A 19,492-nucleotide genomic window follows, 5' to 3' on the forward strand; every position below is an offset into this window, starting at 1 on the left:
TTCCCTTCATCGTTTATGCGCTCTCTCTTTTCTGCTATGGGTGTTGAGAAATTAGGTGGTGTTGCTTAATACGCTGCATTATATTTATAACGTTAACAGGGCTGTGACATTACCCAAAATATCTGGGAGATATTATGGAAATTATTTTACCTGATCGAGTGAAGCTTCATTATGATCAAGCAGGTTCTGGCCATCCGACGTTTATTTTTGTACATGGTGGTGGTGCAGATACATCACATCTTGCGCCCCAATTTAATTTTTTTTCTGCTTATGGTACGGCTATCAATATAGATTTAAGAGGATATGGAAAAAGCGATAAACCAAGAAAATATGGGACTATTGAGCAATATGCCGAAGATATAGCACATCTTTGCCAGCATTTGGATATTAAAAACCCCATATTGATTGGCCATAGCATGGGTGGCATGGTCGCTGTAGAATTTGCAGCCAAATATCCATTGCTTCCTTTAGCTATTGTTTTAATCAGTTCTGGAGTATTGTTTCCTAAGGCAGCCTTGGACGACGAAGAAAATGTTCTTCGAGGTCTTAAAAGCCCCACTTATCGTACCGCCATTCAAAAACTGATTGACCAAATTTGCCTACCGTCTGATCAGTTTAAATCTCATATAGAAGACACTTTTTTTGCAATTTCACAAGCTCAATGGATCTCACATTTTGAGACAATGTTTGCTTGGAATAAAATAGCCCCTAATCGTGTAAAAACTTGTAAATTACCCATGTTATACATTGAAGATAGTGGTGGATGCTATAGTGATTTAACTCTTTTTTCAAAGCTTTGCCCTCAACTAATTATCGGCAAGGTTGTGGGTGCAGGCCACTTTCCGACCTTAGAGGTGCCCGACCAAGTGAATAGCATGATAGCGCATTTTGTAAAAATATATATTACGAACAGAGGTCTATTAAAATAGTTAGTCAATTAACAGGATATTGCCTCACGCTGTATACCACACTTGCCAATAATTCACACAAAAGAGCAATATTTCCAGATTAGAAAGGGGGGCAATAAACCCTGGTTGGAAAACGTTGCAAAATTATGCTCGCGCTTGTGGGTTTGAAAGTTCGGTAAAGGTTAACGATTTAAATTCAGAACGCCATAGAACATAAATGACAATTTCTGATTATTATGGAGCAACATTTCATTGAGGGTTAATGGATCTTCGCTGCCAAGCTTCTTTCGATAGCTCCCATACTTCGTGCTCTTTAAAGACAGGATCTACAACTTTAGCTGGTTTGATATATAACAATCGAGCTCCCATTTTATCTTTAATTCGATGAGATGGGCCATTACCTACGGCATTGGTGAAAACCATTTTTTCAAACCCCAGGACGTCAAAAGCGTAGTTTGTAATAGGAACTAACGCTTCTGTCATAATGCCTCGACCCCAAAATTTCTTGCCTAACCAAAATCCACGGTTATCTGGATTCGCTATGCGCCTCAGTTCAATAGCACCTATCAATTCGCCAGGTGATTTTTGGAGAAATATACCCCATAGCCATCTTTCTTTACCTAAATAAGGAATGATTTCTTGGTTTAAATAATCCCGAACACCTTCAGCAGGGTATGGCCATGGCACAGAGGCAGTTAAATATCTTATGACCTCATAATCTATGAAATATTTTTCATAGTTTGGTAAATCCGCCTCAGTCATTTCACGAAGAATCAAGCGCTCAGTTTTAAACGTTGGGATCATGTTACTTTCCAATTAATGATGAGTATAAATAAGCGATAGAGTGTAGCTTGGAAATTTTTAAAACCTGACCAATTTATTCGATTTCGCGCTAAACGCCAAACAACCAAAAGGTCGCCAAGAGGAGCAATTGAATATCTATAAGGAATCTCGAAGACTACTATTTCCTCTTTTAGAAACATACATGTCAGAATCAGCAAGAGCCATCATATCTCCAAGTGTTTGATGCTGTTTGGGATCATATTGGATTACACCCACACTGAATTGGATTGTATAATCGTTTGTTGTTGCAGATTTTAATGAATCTTTTAAGCGTTGAATAATACCAGATACATCTTTTTGGTTTAGTCCGGAACAAAATACACAAAACTCGTCACCACCTAAACGTGCGATTACGTCATAATAGCGAAAGTTTTGGAGAAGACAGTTTGCGAAAATTTTTAATACGTTGTCACCTTCCGCATGCCCGAATTGATCATTGATGGACTTAAATTGATCTAAATCAAAAAATAATAAAGTGAAAAGCTGATTTTGACGTTGGCACTTTTGAAATAAATAGGAAGCTAGCTTTAAAAATCCCCTACGGTTAGATAACCCGGTTAACTCGTCAGTCATAGAGAGCTGTAATTGCTCCAAATCCATTTCGACCATTTGAGCAAGATCGTAAATCACATTAGGGTCAACTTCATTTCTTGCTCTAGGCTTATTATCAATTAAGCAAATCACACCTACATTATATCCTTTGATTTTTAAAGGACAGCCTAAATAAAATCTGAAATTGGGTTTCCCCACGACAAAAGGATTATCATGAAATCGCTCATCTTTGGTTGCATCTTCAACGACCATAATTTCATCTGAAAGAATCACATGGCCACAGAATGATGTCTTTCTCGCGGCTTCTTTTATGTCAAAACCTTGTGTAGATTTCATCCATTGGCGCTCTGCCTCTAGAAATGAGATAACAGAAATGGGAACTTCAAAAAGCTTGCATGCAATACGTGTTATTCTATCGAAGCGTTCCTCTTGTTCAGTATCAAGTATTCGTAATTTATAGAGAGTCGCCAAGCGTTTGGCTTCATTTTCAGGTATGTCTGGAGGAATCATATTGTCTCTGCAAATCAATGTAAAATATCCATATAAAACATTATAGTTGCCCTTTCGGGTATCGACAGGAAAGGGGAAAAATTTTTATTAACACCCGAATATAAATGGGCAGGGCTTGTGTAAAACGGGTTAGGGCTTAAAGCTTGTATTCAATAATCAAAAATTAAGCCCTGCCTGAGATTTTCCTACTTGTACAAAGAACCTATTATGTTTTTTTAGTTGTACCTGCTGGTCTTAAACAGTAAGGTGGAGGATTGGGATTAGTTGTTGAACAATTACCTCCCGCAACTTTATTTAATTCTTTAGTGGATAGTTTTTTACCTTGTTTTAGAGGTTTTTCTGATTTGAGTGATTTTCTATTCATAGCAAACTCCACACGGCAGTTCAAAGACAATATTCAGTTGTTACTGTATAATTTTAGTACATATCAGTATCTTTAACATTATTGGTTTGGTATGAGGGTATATCCATCAGAGGTAGGGCATGACTTGGTAGATAATTAGAATCCTGTCAAGAAAAGCAGGGGATATCTGGAACAAAGATCTCCTCAAAAAGATGAACGACTATTCATTCCACGTTACCGGACATGGTTACAAGACCTAAATATTTATCGGATTTGCGAAAGAGTTTTAAAGCAAGAGTTGGCTTTTTTGCCTGAACACGAAAAATTTGAATTTAATCCACATAAATTAAGGCATACTTTCTTGAAGAAAAGTCACTGATAAACAGGGGGGCACGTTGCCCGGGAATTAAGTGGAAATATGCCCATTAAAGTTAGGCCAAGCCTGAGATGCAGGCGACCATAGAACGTCTTTTCGAAGGTTAAACAGTTGATTAGCTCACAGGAGAGGTAAGATGAGATTTATATGTAATATAGATAAAACAGATCGCATAAACCGGATAATAATTGGTTTAGCACTGTGTATTGCGGCACTGTTTGGAATGGGAAAATATTTTTATATTGCATTAGGACTGGTATTGATCATAGAGGGCATTGTTGGCTGGTGCTCTATCCCCTATCTGCTAGGCAAGGTCAAGCGACTGTTCTTAAGACAATAAAAGAACGAACTCTTGCTGGTCTTGAAGCTGCTCAGGGGGCGGCAAAGAGGGTGTGGGGAAGACTACCATTGTTTAACGAGTCCTAAAGATTGGTAGAACGTCTGTTCGACGCACATTATTGTTAGATAATAAGGAATCATTTAAATGGGTTATCAATTAGAGATTATTACGGACACGTCATTGATGGAGGAGCAGAATAAAGTTGTTCGAGAGGGCATCATTAGTTTCAATGAGCCATTTATAGGCAGTAAACCAAAAAGATTTTCAGTTTATGCTAAAGACAAAAATCAGATAATAGGCGGGGCTATTGTTTATGCTCATGCAACGTCAATTTATATCGATGTCCTGTGGGTAGACAATCACTATCGAGGCTCAGGTATTGGGACAGATTTATTAAATGCTGTCGAACAAGAAGCCTTGAAGAGAAACATTAGCGAATCAACTTTAGACACATTTTCTTTTCAAGCTGAAGAATTTTATTTAAAACAAGGGTATACCCATTTGGGAACTATTAAAGATTACTTAGAAGGTTATGACCGTATTTATTTAAGAAAAAAACTGAGATGAAACCAATGAGAGTGGGTTAATTAAAATAACCATGATGACCTCCAATACTGTTTATATCGTGAACAGGAGCCTTTTTACCAGGATCCCAGTCCGGGGGCAAAGGGGTTCCTCATGATAACTAATGCCCCTTTTAATCAGTTAAACTCCAGTTAGTTACTTTAGGAAGACACTCAAATCCTGGACTTGCAAAATAATAACCTTGCATGAGTGAAATTCCATTTTCTTTAAACCACCGAGCTTCTGCGGCTGTTTCTATACCTTCAGCAATAATTTTTATGTTGAGTAGATTTACAGTTAAAATAATTCCTTTAACCATAGCTTGTGTTACTGGGTTAGAATTAATATTACGAACCAATTTAATATCAATTTTAATGAAATTCGGTTGAAAATCAGAAAGCAACCCAAGACCGGCATATCCCGCACCAAAGTCGTCAATGGCAGTTGCAAAACCCCGGTTTTGATAATACTGAAAAATAGTAAGTAACTTTTTGGGATCATGAATTTGTTCACTTTCAGTCACTTCGAAAATAATTTTTCCTAAGGGAAAATGTGCTTTTTCTGCGGCGGCTATAGTAGTTCTTATACATAGTTCAGGTGAGTAAATTGCATTTGGTAAAAAATTAATTGAAATACATTCCTTCATTCCAAGTTTTTGAGCAAGAAAAATACTTCGTATACGGCATTCTTGATCAAATCGATAACGATTTGTATCGTTAACTTTAGAAAGAATCTCTTCTGCCCCTTCTCCTTTTAATCCTCGAACTAAGGCCTCGTATGCAAAAATTTCTTCTTTATTAACATCAACGATGGGTTGAAAAGCGAAGGTAAAATCAAATTTGAGATTAGTTTCACATAATCCACAGGCAGGATTTAGTTGATCCTTTAAAGTCCTTTTTTTCAAAATTAGTTCCTTTTAGGCCTAGAATTTACGTAGCTTATAGGGTTCTTTGCTTTTTACCACGGCATTTAATTGTTTGAGTCCCTGATTACCAAAATAGGTATGACCCTAATCACTATAATGTCTAAAGAAAAGTTCTGACAGACATTTTACAGGACTTTTTTCGGTTAAAAAAAGTATGGCCAAAAAATCGGCTTTAAAATCGGATATCGTTTCAATTCTGGCTTTATATCCAAAAGCCTAAAGTTTTGAAACTTAATTAGCTGCCTTATTCACCATTCTCAATATAATTCGCTGCAAAATTTGCGATTAATATCTACTTCTGCACCGGGTCGTTATATTGACTAAAAAGCTAATGATTTTTTATCAAAGTCTTGGTCTGATTTTATAAATAACTCTCCTTTTGGCCCTGTGTGTACGTAGACCAAATCCATTGAGTAGAGAAGCTTTGAAAGAGGCGCCTTATTTATGGGATTCCAGTCCAAGCGTATGCTTGTCAAGGGCACAATCGTGACTGTAACATAGAGGACGGCTTCATTCTATTTGTTAAAGACTTATATGGCTTGGATTAAGCTGGATACATCACAAACCAGGGCCGAAGAAATCGGTAATGCCTCAACTCATGCGATTGGAGCATTATTAAGTTTAGTCGCCCTTATTTTATTAACTCTATTTGCTGCCTATCAAAATGACAGCTTGAAAATAGTATCAAGTATTGTTTTTGGTTGTACTTTACTCTTGATGTATGTGTGCTCTACCGTTTATCACAGTATGACGGATCCAAAAATAAAACATTTATTCCGTATCTTGGATCATGCGTCAATCTATTTGCTAATAGCTGGAAGTTACACACCATTTTTGTTAGTGACGCTTAATGGCTCTCTAGGATGGACCATATTCACCATTATGTGGTCTTTCGCTTTAGTTGGAATATTATTCAAATGGTTTTTTGTTCATAAATTTGACCTGCTTTCTACACTAATTTATCTTTTGATGGGTTGGATGGCTTTGATCCTTATAAAACCTCTTTATCAATTATTGCCGCCAGGGGGATTAACCTATATCGTAGCAGGAGGTTTATGTTATACGGTTGGTGTTATTTTCTATATTTGGGAGCGATTGATATTTAGTCACGTGCTTTGGCATTTGTTTGTCTTATCGGGGAGTATTTGCCATTTCTTTGCAGTATTATTTTATGTGATCATTGTTTAGTACATTGTACAATAAATGATAACTACTACATCACCAAGGTAATGTAGTAGTAAAAAATGCCTCTCGTTAAAGAGCCATTATATTCTGTGCTTGAGGACCTTTAGCCCCTTGCGTTACAACGAATTGCACTCGCTGTCCCTCAGTAAGCGTTTTAAAACCAGAACTTACAATCTCTTTAAAGTGGGCAAATACATCTGGGCCAGACTCTTGTTCAATAAAACCAAATCCCTTCGCTTCGTTAAACCACTTCACAATCCCATTTACTGTTGTAGACATGTGTATATCCTTTAATTTTTTATTAAAATGCCTTTAATAGGCGAAAGTAGCTGGAAACAGGTCAGCAATAAAACTACAGTACGAGGGATTAAATGAATAAAACGACGATTTGGAGAATGTAAAAAAGACATTTTTCTAGCTGAGGTAATAGTAGTACTATTTGTGTTAACAAGCTAGCTTTATTTTTTACGACGATTAAATTAAATAGCTTCAAAAGGTGGAGGCGTCAGCAAAGACTTCCTCCTTGATGCAAAATCGACAAAGGTCAAATCGCACAATCAGCTGGATTAGAGAAGGAATACTTATCCTTCTATAAAACACAGAAAATGATACTTGCGGTATATCCACAAAATTTTATTCTGATTCCTTTGTAGAAATTGAGGGCAGGGTAGCCAAAGCCCAATCTACATTTAAACGAACAAATGGATAGGGCTTGCAATGTTAAGTTATTCAGTAACGCTATCATGAGCTATATTCGCCCACTAAGGTTTATTGTCGGGGCTCTCATTGGGTTGTTGTGTTTTAATTTCATCAGGTTGATTGGCAACTTCCTTTTTAATCTCGTCTAATTTGTCCTCACTTGAGGTTCGAAATACACGAAAGTCCCAACTACCAGTCGTTCCTCTTTTGTACAACGCCAGACAAGCAGGAATGATTCCTGCGCTCACAAGAGCTAAACCAAGCTTAGCTAAGATATCCCTCCATTCGCTATAATTTTGTAAGTCGCCTCGTGCCCCAGAAATAGCAACGTCACAGCGTCTCTTAAAAGCACTAGAATTCTTAGGATTAGATAAATAGGCCTTTCTTGCGTCGAGAAGGTTTGTGTGGAGCTTTTCGGTAGCCTCTGAGGCCTTCGTTTGTTTATACTGATCAAATTCTCTTTTCTTAGTTTGCAGATCCACTAGCAGCTGATCAAAACCCCTAAGTTGTTTTTTTAATGTTTCACGGGCATTAACTGCATTTCTTGAGTTATCGCTTAAGTATTCAAGTATATCGCTCAAGTCCTGTTCTGATTTAACCTGATTATGAACCTGTTCGTGGTTAGCTTCATAAACAGTAGTGCGCTGCTCTGGACTTAGGAATTCAAGTATATCACGGAAGTCTTTGGCCGATTTAATCAGTTGAGGAACCAGGTTTTTGCAAGCATTATTAACCTCCGTGCGTTGGTCTGGACTTAAGAATTCAAGCACATTGCGAAAGTCTTCGGCCGATTTAATCAGGTGGGGAGCCTGGTCTTTGCATGCGCTGTAAACCGCAGTACGTTTATCTTGGGTTAAAAGTTTAAGATCCTCAAGGAAGTTATAGCTTGATTCAAACCATTGAGGAAGTTGTTTTTTAACATGCTCACTAGAAAGAACCTCAGTGCACTGCTCCGTGCTTAACATAGTAATTACAATATACAAGTCCTTGGCAGATTTAATCAGTTGAGGAATATGGTCTTTGTAGATCCTATAAATAAGAGGATGTTTCTCTAAAGGTAACTCTTGAAGCACACGATACAAGTCCTGAACTGAATGAATTAGTTGAGGTAATCGTGTTTTTAGCTCCTTATCAGAAAGAACCTCGTTGCACTGGTCCAGGCTAAGGCGAGAAATGGCACGCCTCAAGTCATAATCTGATTTAATCAATCGAGGGATTATGTTTTTGCAATCGTTATAAAGGCTAGTTTGCTGGTCTTCACTTAAGTATGACATTACCTCAAACAATTCATGGACTCTTGTAATCCACTGAGGAAGTTTGGCTTTGAAGGCCTCATAAAGAGCAGAGCGCCTTGTTTCATCTAAGCGTTGAAGAATGATATTAAAGTAAATAGGAAGATTACTATTATCGCTAAGCCGAGATTTCATTGTCTCATTAGAAAGAATTTCAACACACTTCTCTGGGCTTAGGAACTTAAGCAAAGTAAACAAATCCTGGCTTGATTGAATCAGTCCCGGAATTTTGTCTTTATAGACTACTTCATAAACTGGAGTAAATTGCTCTGGACTTAAGCCTTTAAATGCATCAACGAGTTCTTGGGACGATTCAACGGTTGGAAGTTGGCTTTTTAATTTCTCACTAGAAAGAATCTCAGCACATTGCTTAGGATCTAAGCAATGCAGGACCTCAGCGAGGTTTTGGACTGATTTAATCAGTTGGAGGATTTGGTCTTTACAGGCGTCATAAACAGAAATAAATTGCACTGGACCTAAGATTTTAAATACAGCAGCGAAGTCATTAACTGTTTTGATCAGTTGGGGAATTTGATCTTTACAGGCTTCATAAACAGCAGGATGCTGCTCTGGCTCTATGTTTCTAAACAAGCTTCGCAGATCTCTAATTGTCCTGAGAATTCCTGGGAGTTCTTTTTTTAATAGCTCACTAGAAAGAACGATAGTGCTCTGCTCAGGACTTAAACTGCAAATTAAATCACTCAAGCCTTCAACGCGTCGATTTGATTTAGTCATCAGTTGAGGTAATTGGCTATCGAATGCCTTAACAACAATCTGAGAGCGCTCGCTATCTAAGGATATAAGTAAGGAAGCAAAGTCTTGTGGGTGAGTCAATAATTTGGGGCCAATCTTTAGCGCTAGTGCATTGAGCAAGGCTTCTAATTTTGCAGGGGGTGTTTCAATACAAAAAATGACTAATTCCTCAACAGTTTCGAAACAGCCATTGATTTGATTCAAAACATCATCAGTGCAAACCTCCCTAATTTCATTTGGAGTTAAAGTAATAATTAGCGGTAAATCAGCTTTGTTTTTAATGGCTATCTGAATATTTAGTTCCTTAATTAATGCTGCTCCAATCTCTACGTTCTCAGAGCCCTCATAAGGTTTTATTGCCTTTGGAGATGTTAGTTCCCCCTCGGATTTCATCATTCCTTTGAACCCTGTGGCCTCTTTAGAGTCAAGAGCGCTTAGAGCGGAAATAAAGTCACTTCTAGCGGTATTAAATGTTTTTTCGAGGCCCTCGATTAGCTTTGCTTTGCTTTCACCACTAATAGAAATCGCACTTAATTCAATTTCATGACCTCTTATAGCGTTTTCAGATCCTTGCCGGCGGGTAGCCAAACAAGTCTCCAGATTCTCTGTCGCATTGAGGTTTTTTGTCCAATCAGAGGCAAGCTCAAGGAGTTTATCGATTTCTTGCTTAATACTGGCAGGAATCTTCGCTTTCAGTTCGCCGAGGGCATTGTAGTACTCCATGAAACGGGTAATTGCCGCATACGCGCCTTGTCCGGCATTTTCTTCCTTACCAACCCCATGAACACTGTTGAAATAAAGTTGGCGATTGAGTTCACGCAAATGCCCCAACAAATTGCTTTTGTCAGACAAAGCTGTTTCATAGTTTGTTTTGGCCTCAAGCAGTTCTTTTGCTAATGAAGAATGCTCTGCAAAACGATTATATTCTGCAGCAACTACAAGGGTCATGTTTCCAGGGATTTTATAATCATAATAGGGATTGCTTAGAGAGTTGGCGGAACTACTGGATACATCTAGCTCGGTGAGCAAATGCACCGGAAGTAAGTAGAAGCCTTTACCACTAATAATATGTGTTTTCAAAATCTTGTGGATATCAACATCCTGCCATCTTTGAGTAGTAGGATCGTAGGTAGGATATAAATCAGGATAAGTTTCAACCACAGATTCTGTACTTACGGTAGGCATTAACACATGGATAACACCCACCAACTCTATATTTTTTCTAGGTTTGCCAGTGTTGATTTCTGCTGTATTTTTCTCATTAACTACCCAGGTTGCGAGATCACAAAGTAGACGAGTCACGCCACTATCCGGTTGCGCTGTGTAAGGAACAGCTTTTCCCTCATTAATACGTGTCCAGTTTTCTGCAAAAAATTGAGGAAGGGCTTTCATTAGATAATCAGCGCTACTTTCCTGGTCGTTTGCCAAAAGAGTCTCTAATCTTTCGAGAGTTTTTAGGGAGTCAGCATTAATTACTTTATCTTTTAATGAAAGAGAGGCGTCATTGCGAGCTTCAAAGGCTTCCCTTAGAGACTTGATACGCGTGCTTAATTCTTGATGAATAGTGGTTGAATCGAACATAAAATTTCCAAATAGAACACATTGTGTCCATTATTTTATCAATTACAAATCGAAATGACAGAGAATATTAGGAATAGCTTGTTTCCAAAAAGGAATAGCTGTGTAATTTCAACGAAGGTTATCGATGAGCGCGGATTAAGTCTTTTTAGAGGTAAGAACAAAGCTTAATTTTACCGACGATAGAGATTTTTATACTAAGCAATTATGAGAGATGCGTAGTGAAATAATTAGTGCGATGAAAACTTATAACGACGACAAAGTAGCCAGTAAAATGACACCCACTGAGGTGAAAAGCCTTTCCCTCTGAAAATCCTGTGTACGCACCTATTGTTGAGAATTACCCCTCGACGAGGTGAGAAACATAAATAGGGCCAGTGCTTGAATTTTGATTTTCTACAAGCACTGGCTCTATTTATTCTCAATCAAAGGTAATATTGCATCAATGGATTAGAGAATTATCAGTCATAGATAATCAGATTGCTTTAGTAGCCAGTTCGGTTTTCACCCAATTATGGCGGAGACGGGTCTGTAGACGAACTGACAAATTTGTGCGGTAGTTGGTCTATTCAAATTTTGTCGGGCTTGGGTAACTCATCAAATCGTTTCAAGTCTGCTAACTGGTCTTCCCAAGCCGAACGACTGGCAAAATAAATATGGGCAGTTGGCTCCAAAGAGCTATCGTTATCCAGTGATCCTGCAGGTAAAACGACCTGTGAATTGTCTTCCTGTCGAGGAAGCGGGCTTCCACAAAGAGTGCAAAATGCACGTTGCTTCCTTGTTCCCTTCAACGCGAAATAAGTGATATTGTTTTCACCACTTTCCCATACCAATAGAGCGTTGCTAAAGAAAATATTGGCTCCGTGGATGGTACCTGTTTCTTTTCTACATCGACTACAATGACATAAATACATCGCTTTCGGTTTTTCTCCGGTGATGACATACCGACAAGAGCCACACAAACATTCACCTGCATATTGATTCATTATCAAAACTCCCAAATTCTCAAGCAAAAATCCCCTTAAGTATACTTCTCTAAAAGTTAAAAAATAGAGAAACGTGAAGCATTAAAGCCAGCCCCTATGTTCGCCGCTGAGTTCTCTCTTGAGGATGGACTTCTCAACTTGGTCTAAATTTGAGCTATTATTAAAAAAATACCTTCTTTGCTATAGGAAAAAAATATGAAAGAGTCTCCAAAGAATCCTTCTAAAAATAAGAAAATCGTTAAAAACGAGGATTTAAAAAATATTTCTGGAGGGGGTTTAAAAGATGCATTCAATCCACCTGGACACAATGAAGATTTGCCTGATCCTGGTGATGAGCTTCGTCGTAAACTTAAAGAGGCGCTTAACCGTTAATAGCATGAATTATTTTAAATAGGCACAGGAAATTTCGACTATCGCAGCTTCATGGTAAAGGCTTGAGTTTTGTATTTAATCATCAAAACTCAGCCCCTAGTGGAAATCACGATAGCTTAGGCCGTATTTGCAATATCACTGGACACCTTGCAGCATTAGAACTTCATAAAAATGACGTCATTTGAAATCGGTTGGATTTTTAGATATTTACTGCGCTATAAAAAATGCGCATTATAGCTTACTCTTTATTTTTGCAATACAGCCTGAAATACTACCCGTAAATGGATTTTACCCATGCGAAAACCAGTTACAATAACTATTGCACTAGTTATTTTGTTTTTTTTAAACAATGCCTACACAGGTATCCCATTATGGACTGTTATACCTGATCCGAATTACCCGACTAGTCTCTATCTCACTTCTATGAGTAAAGCAAATGTCGTCTATACCATCACCAACAAATCACACAAAACACATACGTTGGCGATGCAACCCATTCGAGGGGTAACCCAAATTACTTCAGGGGATAATTGTTCGAGTGTATTCACTTTAGCGTATCAAAAATCTTGTACACTGAGCTTATTAATTAATGGCAATCTTTTGACAGGTAATATACACGGTGGACCTGTTGTTTGTGAGCAGGGAGGTACATTTGAGTGCTATCAACCCAGTTTTCCCAATGTTTTGAATATTACCTTTATCCCTATTGCAAGGTATCTAATTACGCCTGTAGCAGGTGTAAATGGGGCAATTAATCCTGATAATCCGCAGACAGTACTCGCTGGAAGGAGCTTAACGTTTACTGCCAGGCCAAACTCCGGATATCAGGTTGATCAATGGTTGGTAGATGGCGGTATCGTTCAAAAGGGAGGAAGTACTTTTACCTTGGCGCAGATTGATACCAATCATACCGTAGAAGCGACCTTTACCAGAAGCGGCACACTCTTTGCTGGCACAGCCGGTGGAGACGTTTATTTTTCACTAGATAATGGCTTAAATTGGAATACGGCAACAACTCCCTCACCTGGATTTTCAGTCAACAGTGTCTTTGCAACACCGAATACACTTTATGCAGGTAGTGCGGATGGTAAAGTCTACTACTCGACTAATAATGGCGTTACGTGGAATGCAACTGCAGCCGTTCCAGGTGGAACAGCGGTAAAAAGTGTCTTTATTACCTCCATCGGCAATGTCTTAACTATTTATACCGGCACCCAAGACGGGCATGTGTATTATTCTATTGATGGAATAACCTGGAATGCAACAACTAATCCGGGGGCTGGCGCAGTCAATAGCCTTTTTATTACCCCTGGAAATACGCTCTATGTAGGAAGTAATGATGGTAACGCTTATTATTCTACCGATAACGGTACTAATTGGATTCAAATTACAGGGCCTGAATCCAACTTATCTGTCCCCATCCAAAATATTTTTGCGGTCAATAATCAGCTGTATGTCAATATTCGCAAAATTTCCTCCAACAGTACCTTACCAGCCGGAACGGTTGATTTTGAATACACCTACACAAGTAATAGTTTGACGAATACCAACCCTACATGGAATTTATTATCGCAAATAACGTACACCTTATTTGTCAATGCAGATGCCAGTGCAATTTATGCTGGCACGCAAGATGGCTATATATTCTCATTAACCACAGGCGATGAGCTGGGATTTATTACCTATAGCCCTATCTCCAGCTTATTTTTTATAAGTTAATCCAGGGAACTCTTTCATGACAAAACTTAAATTTTTGTTGCCATTGGGGTTTATTGTTATGACTTCCTTTGCGGCTCAAACAACGACTTTAGTCAGTTTACCTAACCCTGGGGCACAGTTACTTAATAAAGCCCGCTTAATTAAGGGGGCTGCAGCAGACACTCAATTCTCATTGAATGTTTGGTTAAAATTACGTAACAAACAAGACCTGGATCAATTGGTTCAGGATGTTTATGATCCTAAGAGTCCACGTTACCAGCAGTTTTTAACGCGCGCTCTTTTTGAAGAAAAATTTGCACCCGGCCAAGAAGCAGAAGAAAAGGTATCTCATTTTTTTCTGAATCATGGGATGCAGGCCAAAATAGTGAATCACAGTATTCGTGTCACAGGTTCTGCGGCACAAATTGAACAGGCCTTGCATGTGCAAATGAACTACTATCGCTATAAGCATAAAGTTTTTCACGCCAATGTAGGCACCCCGAGACTAATACCCGAGATTGCTCAATATGTGGCTGAAATTACAGGGCTAAATACCATACCCGAATTTCAGGAAAACATCGGTCATGCTAAAACGGAAACTCAAAGTACAACTCATGATTTAAATTTCCTCGAGAATAATTTCATCCCTACCGCACTCCCTACTACTATTTCCTTACAAGGATTTTCTGGTGCCAATCTACGAAAAACGTATAACGTAGGTAATATTCCTAAAATTAATGGAGTACGTTTAAATGGCTCCGGACAAACGTTAATCATTGTCGATAAATGCGGTACCAATGGGCCTGCACAAATCTTAAGTGATGCGAATCAGTATTTTAAGATGAATGACATCGCTCCTTTTATCATTTCTGGCCCTGCAAAAAATTTTGCAATCGTGAATCCTGATGGAAGTCCTTTTACAAATTGTCCAAACGCATCCTCGTTCAGCAGAGAGATTGTCCTGGATATTGAAGCGTCACATACCATCGCCTCAGGAGATAATACCGTTTTGGTTTTAGGTACTGATCAGCGAACTACTTTAATGGATGTCATTAATACCCTAATACAGAATAATTATACTATTGCCGGTTTTACCAATGCGTATGTAATATCGAATAGTTGGAGCAGCCCTGAAAGCTTTGATGCGGCACTTGAATCAAGTTTACAGCTTGCTGCCGCTGCGGGAATTAGTATTAACTTTTCTTCAGGTGACTGTGGTGATAATACCTATACCAATGCAGGCAAATGTAATGGCTCGTGGCCTTCAGCCCCGACTGTCGATTATCCGTCAAGTTCAGCCTATGTTACAGCCGTTGGCGCAACCGCTTTGTTTGTCGACAATCATTACAATTATGCTTTTGAAACCGTTTGGGGAACTGTGGAATCGGTCGGTGGGGTATTATCATACACCGGAGGAACCGGTGGCGGAATTAGTCAATTTTATGGGCCAGTTCCCTGGCAAAGTTCGATTAGCAGTTTTACCGCAGGAGGTTATGGCGTTATAAATAATTTTGGCAACCGTCGTGCTTTGCCAGATGTTGCCATGTTAGGTGATCCTCGTACAGGTTTATTGATTATTGCTAATGGGACACAAGTACAAGATGGCGGTACCAGTTTAGCGTGTCCCTTATTCTCTGCAACGCTGGTATTAGTGAATCAGGCACGCAGCCTTCTCAATAAGGCCACACCCATTGGTCAAGCAGCACCTTATTTATATCAGCAAAATAATCTTTTATTAGCCAACAGGGCAATTAATCTTATTATTCCACCGAGCCTAATGATTAATGGCGCTACTCAACCCCCTTCAACATTAATACATAATACACCCGCTCCCGCTTCGTCATTTACAATTGCTAATGTGACCTTTGGCTGGGATTCGTCTCTAACACTTGAGCCAGAAAATCAATTTTGGAATGATGGAGTAGGCGTGGGCTCGCCGAATATCCCTAATTTTGTAATGGCCATGGCCAATATGTAATGGATTGATAATGTAGAAAGGGCTTGAATTTTGTATTTAACCATCAAAACCAAAGTCCTGTACCCATCGTTTTGAAAAGCATGCAGCAACCTTCCAAATGTGAAGTATATATAACGATAAAATTACCGATGTGATACGGTGCTCCGAGCTTGGGAGTAACAAAATAGGTTGGGTGATAAGGTCGGGCACAGGACCCGACCGATACTGCATCAAGCAAGAATGGCTGTTTTCAGAATTGGACCTTCGTCTACGCTGCTTTTTTCTCTCAGCACTGGCGCATAGAGCAATGAGTAACGGCAGCGCAAAAATCGAGAAGCATGAGAGCCTGGGTTCTCTATATGGGAAGGCTCTTCCTCTTGTGAAGGATTTGATAAGTCCTTAAACACCCTTACTTCCTCATTAAACGCATTTAAAAACTTTAAAAAATTAGCAGAAAATTGACAGGTTTCCGACAATTGACTAATTTTTTCCAGTTCCGCTATGATGAGGCTAATTTGCTCAGGATCAGCATTCTTGTCATTGAATCTTGCTGCACACGCAAATTCAACCTTGAGTTTATATAATCTTGCATAAAGGTTGCTTTCCAAATGCTGCATTTTAATTTGCTTGAAATCCAGAATTTCAAGTTTTTCAATCAGCAGATTGGCACGCTTTAACAAGGAGGTATTTTTTTCGTTGTTCGAAAACCCTTTCAATGTATCAACCAACGCCTCTTTTTCTCGATCTAATTTTCCAAGCTCATGGTTCTCCTTTTCCCAATCAATGACATAATTCTCGTCCATTTCAAACGCTTCCTGATTTCTATCCTTTAGAAAACCTGAAACATTATTGAGCACGGAGTCAGTGAGGGCTTTAATGGAATCTTGCAGTAGTTGCTGACGCATGTTCGGTTGATTAGTGGCGCTGGCACTATTAAGCACTTTGCCAAATTTAACGGGTTTTGCCGGTTTTAATTCGTTATTGGTAGGCTCTAACAATTGACTTCTTTCATAACCGTCGTCGGAATCATAAGGGGCAACGGGCGTTTTCAACCTTTCTCTTAACAAGTCATTAAGTGGCGCGTCAATTTCTTCTGATAGGCGGAAAGTGCTGCGATCATCTTGCAATCGCTTGAAAATGTGCATTATTTTCCGTCCGCCGCCTGTCCTCCTGGTCATTTCTTCGCGCTTCTCATCTTTGCTTTTTAACTCAGATACGGTTTTATTACCATCTTCCAGGAACGTGACATCGCGCTGTATTAGAGGCATGGCAGGAATGACCGCTTGTTGGGCATTGAATATTGGTTTTAAGGCCTGACTGACAAGTAGCTCGTTAGACATTTTGTCCAAGGCGTCCTGACATTCCGGTGATAAACTGGCAAAAGTTTTCTTTAAACGGCCAATTTCGCTGCGTGAAAAAACGGATAAAATAGCATGGCAACCGGAGTAATCTTTGAGCTCGTCAAATAGATAATGGGCTACCCAAATCCAGCGCTCAATGATAATGGCTCTTTCTTCAATTGAATTGGCATCCAAAATAAGCCTTCCCACATAATCAGCCAAATTATTGTATTGGGCAGTATTGGCCACAATGCCGGGGGAACTCTTGAAAGCCCAGGGAGAAAATAATTCCGACGCTCGAATGTTTAAAAATAATTCTTGATCAATCCTTGCGATGGTTTGCGCGTAACGTATGACAACTTGCTTATTTAAATTTCCTACTTTGGCTGCAAAAATAGGGTTTGTTCTGATTTTGCTTTTCACTGCAGGATTCATAAGAAAGTCATTAAACGCTTGAAGGTCTAAGTTATTTGCCTTGAATCGGCTGATTAATTTTTTAAGGAGCTCGACGGGATTATGTTCGTCTTTGATTTGTTTCCTTTTGATGCTTATTTGATCAAATAGAGGTTTGCAATCGGGCGGTGCGGCTTGGAACGCTGCAACAAAACCCCTATTAAATTTTTCAAAAGTTTGCTTGCCCTTTGGGGTGTAATTAGCTTGCTTTAATGTATTATAGGTTTCTGCCATTTCTTTATACATGGCCGCGAGTGCTATTTGTTCCTTTTTAACCCGTTTTTGCAGACTATCTAATTCGTTCAGACTAGAAATTTCGGGAAGTTTTTTGCTGAGGTATGCGTTTAGACTCTCGTATTTTTCCAGGTACTTTGCCTGGTATTCAGAAAGTGCAGTAATATGTCGTTTCATTTGCGTTTTCTTCATCGGCTACCTCTTGTTTTTGTAGTTAAAACTTAATGTATAGTTGTACAGTAAGGTATGGCATGCTCCCTTGCAAAAACCTGCTTGAATTATACTCGATTAATTTATAAAGGGTATCTATCCATGCGAGAATAAAATATTATTTTGGTTGTCTAAATTTCTTTTCCTAAAACCCGTAACCGGGAATACGGCGACTTGTAGCAGAAATCTTTCGAAATTAGAGGCCTGTCAAGTGACAATTGAGAGCAAATGGGGGTAGGGTTTAGACTATTAATCCCGTTAAATAGCTTAAAAAAGCTGAGTCTGGAATAGATAATTTTTCAACCTATCTTGTTCCCATCAGCCGCAGCTTTTCCACATAACCTATGTGATTATTCTACAATTTCTGTTACCTTTTAGCTTGTATTATCCATGTCAATATGGAAAACGATTACTACATTATCAAGTTATTTAAAGGATGAAGAAATTGATAAAAAATAAATATGGGCTTCTCTTGGCTTTCGGATTAACTTCGATTGTAGTCCAATCCAGTATTGCTGGTGTGTCAACAGTAAAAAAGCAGACTGTATGGAAAGATCAAGTGGAAAAAACGGAAAGTAGGGTCTGGAAGCCGCTTGTCGCTTTTTCTGCTGGAGCAGCTTTTAGTAACAAAATAGGTCGTTCAGAATTTATTCCTATTAGAGATCCTATTGAGGATCAATTTTTTAGTTACGCTGCAGACCGTTCAACGCAAGGGAAATTTATTTATGGCGCGTCTTTGGGAATAGAATTCTTATTAAATCCCAAATGGTCTTTACAGACGAATGTGAGTTATTATCAACCTATGAAGTTTCATGCCCATGGTATAGTGACGCAGGGAGTGGATACACTATCAGTCGATTCCTTTTCTTATACGTATGATATCCAGGTGCGACAGGTATTATTTGAAAGCAAACTATTATATAACTGGCTCTACCGCTCAATGTCTTTTTATCCTTATGTTTCAGCCGGTATCGGGGTGGGGTTGAATTCAGCCAGAAATTACAATGTCAATATTGTTCCTCCATTCACTACCTTTAGTAATCAATTCACGAATGAGCGAAATACGTCTTTTTCTTACAAAGTAGGTCTGGGTGTTGATTATGAGGTGGCTAATCATGTTCGAGTAGGTGTTGGCTATCGGTTTGCCGACTTTGGCAGAGTTCAACTTGGAAATGCTTCAATTAATCAAGTTCCGACATTAAATAATTTATCACAGTCTCATTTATATACCAATGAAGTATTGGGACAAATAACCGTGGTGATTTAAACGAATCTGGAAAATTTATTGATTTAATGATGACAGGCTTATTTCCACTTTAGAGATAGGCTTGGTACTGAAATAACGAAATCTCTGTTTCATTTGATAACATAACT

At 38.8% G+C, this 19,492-nt stretch carries 16 protein-coding genes; 8 read left to right on the plus strand and 8 right to left on the minus strand.

Annotated features, from left to right (window positions below; all coding sequences use genetic code 11):
• Positions 1-134 precede the first annotated feature (134 nt).
• Positions 135-929 (plus strand): alpha/beta fold hydrolase, encoded by a 795-nt coding sequence (locus DYC89_RS02360; protein ID WP_115220327.1) that lies wholly within the window; start codon positions 135-137, stop codon positions 927-929.
• Between the two features lie 228 nt (positions 930-1,157).
• On the opposite strand, the gene DYC89_RS02370 is transcribed toward DYC89_RS02360, so the two are convergent.
• From DYC89_RS02370 to DYC89_RS02380, 3 genes are all read right to left on the minus strand, one after another.
• Positions 1,158-1,712: a GNAT family N-acetyltransferase gene (locus tag DYC89_RS02370; RefSeq protein ID WP_115220328.1), complete on the minus strand. Its 555-nt coding sequence runs from the start codon at positions 1,710-1,712 to the stop codon at positions 1,158-1,160.
• A 135-nt stretch (positions 1,713-1,847) separates the two neighbouring features.
• Positions 1,848-2,813, minus strand: a complete 966-nt coding sequence (locus DYC89_RS02375; RefSeq protein ID WP_115220329.1) for a sensor domain-containing diguanylate cyclase — start codon at positions 2,811-2,813, stop codon at positions 1,848-1,850.
• A gap of 205 nt (positions 2,814-3,018) precedes the next feature.
• Positions 3,019-3,177, minus strand: coding sequence for a bacteriocin (locus tag DYC89_RS02380; RefSeq protein ID WP_115220330.1), 159 nt, complete (start codon positions 3,175-3,177; stop codon positions 3,019-3,021).
• A gap of 491 nt (positions 3,178-3,668) precedes the next feature.
• On the opposite strand from DYC89_RS02380, the gene DYC89_RS02385 reads away from it, so the two are divergent.
• Together DYC89_RS02385 and DYC89_RS02390 are read left to right on the plus strand one after the other, a co-directional pair.
• A complete protein-coding gene (locus DYC89_RS02385) occupies positions 3,669-3,872 on the plus strand; it encodes a YgaP family membrane protein (protein ID WP_115220331.1) in 204 nt (67 codons plus the stop codon).
• A gap of 144 nt (positions 3,873-4,016) precedes the next feature.
• Entirely contained in the window at positions 4,017-4,439 is a 423-nt protein-coding gene (locus DYC89_RS02390) for a GNAT family N-acetyltransferase (protein WP_115220332.1), read from the plus strand.
• A 130-nt stretch (positions 4,440-4,569) separates the two neighbouring features.
• Here the strand turns inward: DYC89_RS02390 and DYC89_RS02395 are convergent, their stop codons facing one another.
• Entirely contained in the window at positions 4,570-5,340 is a 771-nt protein-coding gene (locus DYC89_RS02395) for an EAL domain-containing protein (protein WP_115220333.1), read from the minus strand.
• Positions 5,341-5,895: 555 nt separating this feature from the next.
• Here DYC89_RS02395 and trhA point away from each other — a divergent pair.
• A complete protein-coding gene (trhA, locus tag DYC89_RS02400) occupies positions 5,896-6,549 on the plus strand; it encodes a PAQR family membrane homeostasis protein TrhA (RefSeq protein ID WP_115220334.1) in 654 nt (217 codons plus the stop codon).
• A 66-nt stretch (positions 6,550-6,615) separates the two neighbouring features.
• Here trhA and DYC89_RS02405 read toward each other — a convergent pair whose 3' ends face one another.
• From DYC89_RS02405 to DYC89_RS02415, 3 genes are all read right to left on the minus strand, one after another.
• On the minus strand, positions 6,616-6,825 hold the full coding sequence (locus DYC89_RS02405) for a cold-shock protein (protein WP_115220335.1): 210 nt from the start codon (positions 6,823-6,825) through the stop codon (positions 6,616-6,618).
• Positions 6,826-7,307: 482 nt separating this feature from the next.
• On the minus strand, positions 7,308-10,871 hold the full coding sequence (locus DYC89_RS02410; protein ID WP_115220336.1) for a hypothetical protein: 3,564 nt from the start codon (positions 10,869-10,871) through the stop codon (positions 7,308-7,310).
• A gap of 566 nt (positions 10,872-11,437) precedes the next feature.
• A complete protein-coding gene (locus tag DYC89_RS02415; protein ID WP_115220337.1) occupies positions 11,438-11,854 on the minus strand; it encodes a GFA family protein in 417 nt (138 codons plus the stop codon).
• Between the two features lie 195 nt (positions 11,855-12,049).
• On the opposite strand from DYC89_RS02415, the gene DYC89_RS16425 reads away from it, so the two are divergent.
• From DYC89_RS16425 to DYC89_RS02425, 3 genes are all read left to right on the plus strand, one after another.
• Positions 12,050-12,226 carry a hypothetical protein gene (locus DYC89_RS16425; RefSeq protein ID WP_181879303.1) on the plus strand — a complete coding sequence of 59 codons (177 nt, stop codon included), beginning with the start codon at positions 12,050-12,052 and terminating at the stop codon, positions 12,224-12,226.
• Between the two features lie 294 nt (positions 12,227-12,520).
• The gene (locus DYC89_RS02420; protein ID WP_115220338.1) at positions 12,521-13,945 is read left to right on the plus strand and encodes an InlB B-repeat-containing protein; all 1,425 of its coding nucleotides are present in this window, start codon (positions 12,521-12,523) and stop codon (positions 13,943-13,945) included.
• Positions 13,946-13,961: 16 nt separating this feature from the next.
• A complete protein-coding gene (locus DYC89_RS02425; RefSeq protein WP_115220339.1) occupies positions 13,962-15,902 on the plus strand; it encodes a S53 family peptidase in 1,941 nt (646 codons plus the stop codon).
• A gap of 209 nt (positions 15,903-16,111) precedes the next feature.
• On the opposite strand, the gene DYC89_RS02430 is transcribed toward DYC89_RS02425, so the two are convergent.
• The gene (locus DYC89_RS02430) at positions 16,112-18,100 is read right to left on the minus strand and encodes a RasGEF domain-containing protein (protein ID WP_115220340.1); all 1,989 of its coding nucleotides are present in this window, start codon (positions 18,098-18,100) and stop codon (positions 16,112-16,114) included.
• Positions 18,101-18,554: 454 nt separating this feature from the next.
• Between DYC89_RS02430 and DYC89_RS02435 the strand changes: the two genes are divergently transcribed.
• Entirely contained in the window at positions 18,555-19,385 is an 831-nt protein-coding gene (locus tag DYC89_RS02435) for an outer membrane protein (protein ID WP_115220341.1), read from the plus strand.
• The last annotated feature ends 107 nt before the right edge of the window (positions 19,386-19,492 follow it).

Origin of the sequence: Legionella donaldsonii, from assembly GCF_900452385.1 — a bacterium.
GTDB classification, from domain to species: domain Bacteria; phylum Pseudomonadota; class Gammaproteobacteria; order Legionellales; family Legionellaceae; genus Tatlockia; species Tatlockia donaldsonii.

Excerpts from the sequence above, each read along its gene's own strand:
- DYC89_RS02360 (WP_115220327.1), top strand. The coding sequence starts at position 135 with ATGGAAATTATTTTACCTGATCGAGTGAAGCTTCATTATGATCAAGCA.
- DYC89_RS02370 (WP_115220328.1), bottom strand. The coding sequence starts at position 1,712 with ATGATCCCAACGTTTAAAACTGAGCGCTTGATTCTTCGTGAAATGACT.
- DYC89_RS02375 (WP_115220329.1), bottom strand. The coding sequence starts at position 2,813 with ATGATTCCTCCAGACATACCTGAAAATGAAGCCAAACGCTTGGCGACT.
- DYC89_RS02380 (WP_115220330.1), bottom strand. The coding sequence starts at position 3,177 with ATGAATAGAAAATCACTCAAATCAGAAAAACCTCTAAAACAAGGTAAA.
- DYC89_RS02385 (WP_115220331.1), top strand. The coding sequence starts at position 3,669 with ATGAGATTTATATGTAATATAGATAAAACAGATCGCATAAACCGGATA.
- DYC89_RS02390 (WP_115220332.1), top strand. The coding sequence starts at position 4,017 with ATGGGTTATCAATTAGAGATTATTACGGACACGTCATTGATGGAGGAG.
- trhA (WP_115220334.1), top strand. The coding sequence starts at position 5,896 with ATGGCTTGGATTAAGCTGGATACATCACAAACCAGGGCCGAAGAAATC.
- DYC89_RS02405 (WP_115220335.1), bottom strand. The coding sequence starts at position 6,825 with ATGTCTACAACAGTAAATGGGATTGTGAAGTGGTTTAACGAAGCGAAG.
- DYC89_RS02410 (WP_115220336.1), bottom strand. The coding sequence starts at position 10,871 with ATGTTCGATTCAACCACTATTCATCAAGAATTAAGCACGCGTATCAAG.
- DYC89_RS02415 (WP_115220337.1), bottom strand. The coding sequence starts at position 11,854 with ATGAATCAATATGCAGGTGAATGTTTGTGTGGCTCTTGTCGGTATGTC.
- DYC89_RS16425 (WP_181879303.1), top strand. The coding sequence starts at position 12,050 with ATGAAAGAGTCTCCAAAGAATCCTTCTAAAAATAAGAAAATCGTTAAA.
- DYC89_RS02420 (WP_115220338.1), top strand. The coding sequence starts at position 12,521 with ATGCGAAAACCAGTTACAATAACTATTGCACTAGTTATTTTGTTTTTT.
- DYC89_RS02425 (WP_115220339.1), top strand. The coding sequence starts at position 13,962 with ATGACAAAACTTAAATTTTTGTTGCCATTGGGGTTTATTGTTATGACT.
- DYC89_RS02430 (WP_115220340.1), bottom strand. The coding sequence starts at position 18,100 with ATGAAGAAAACGCAAATGAAACGACATATTACTGCACTTTCTGAATAC.
- DYC89_RS02435 (WP_115220341.1), top strand. The coding sequence starts at position 18,555 with ATGAAGAAATTGATAAAAAATAAATATGGGCTTCTCTTGGCTTTCGGA.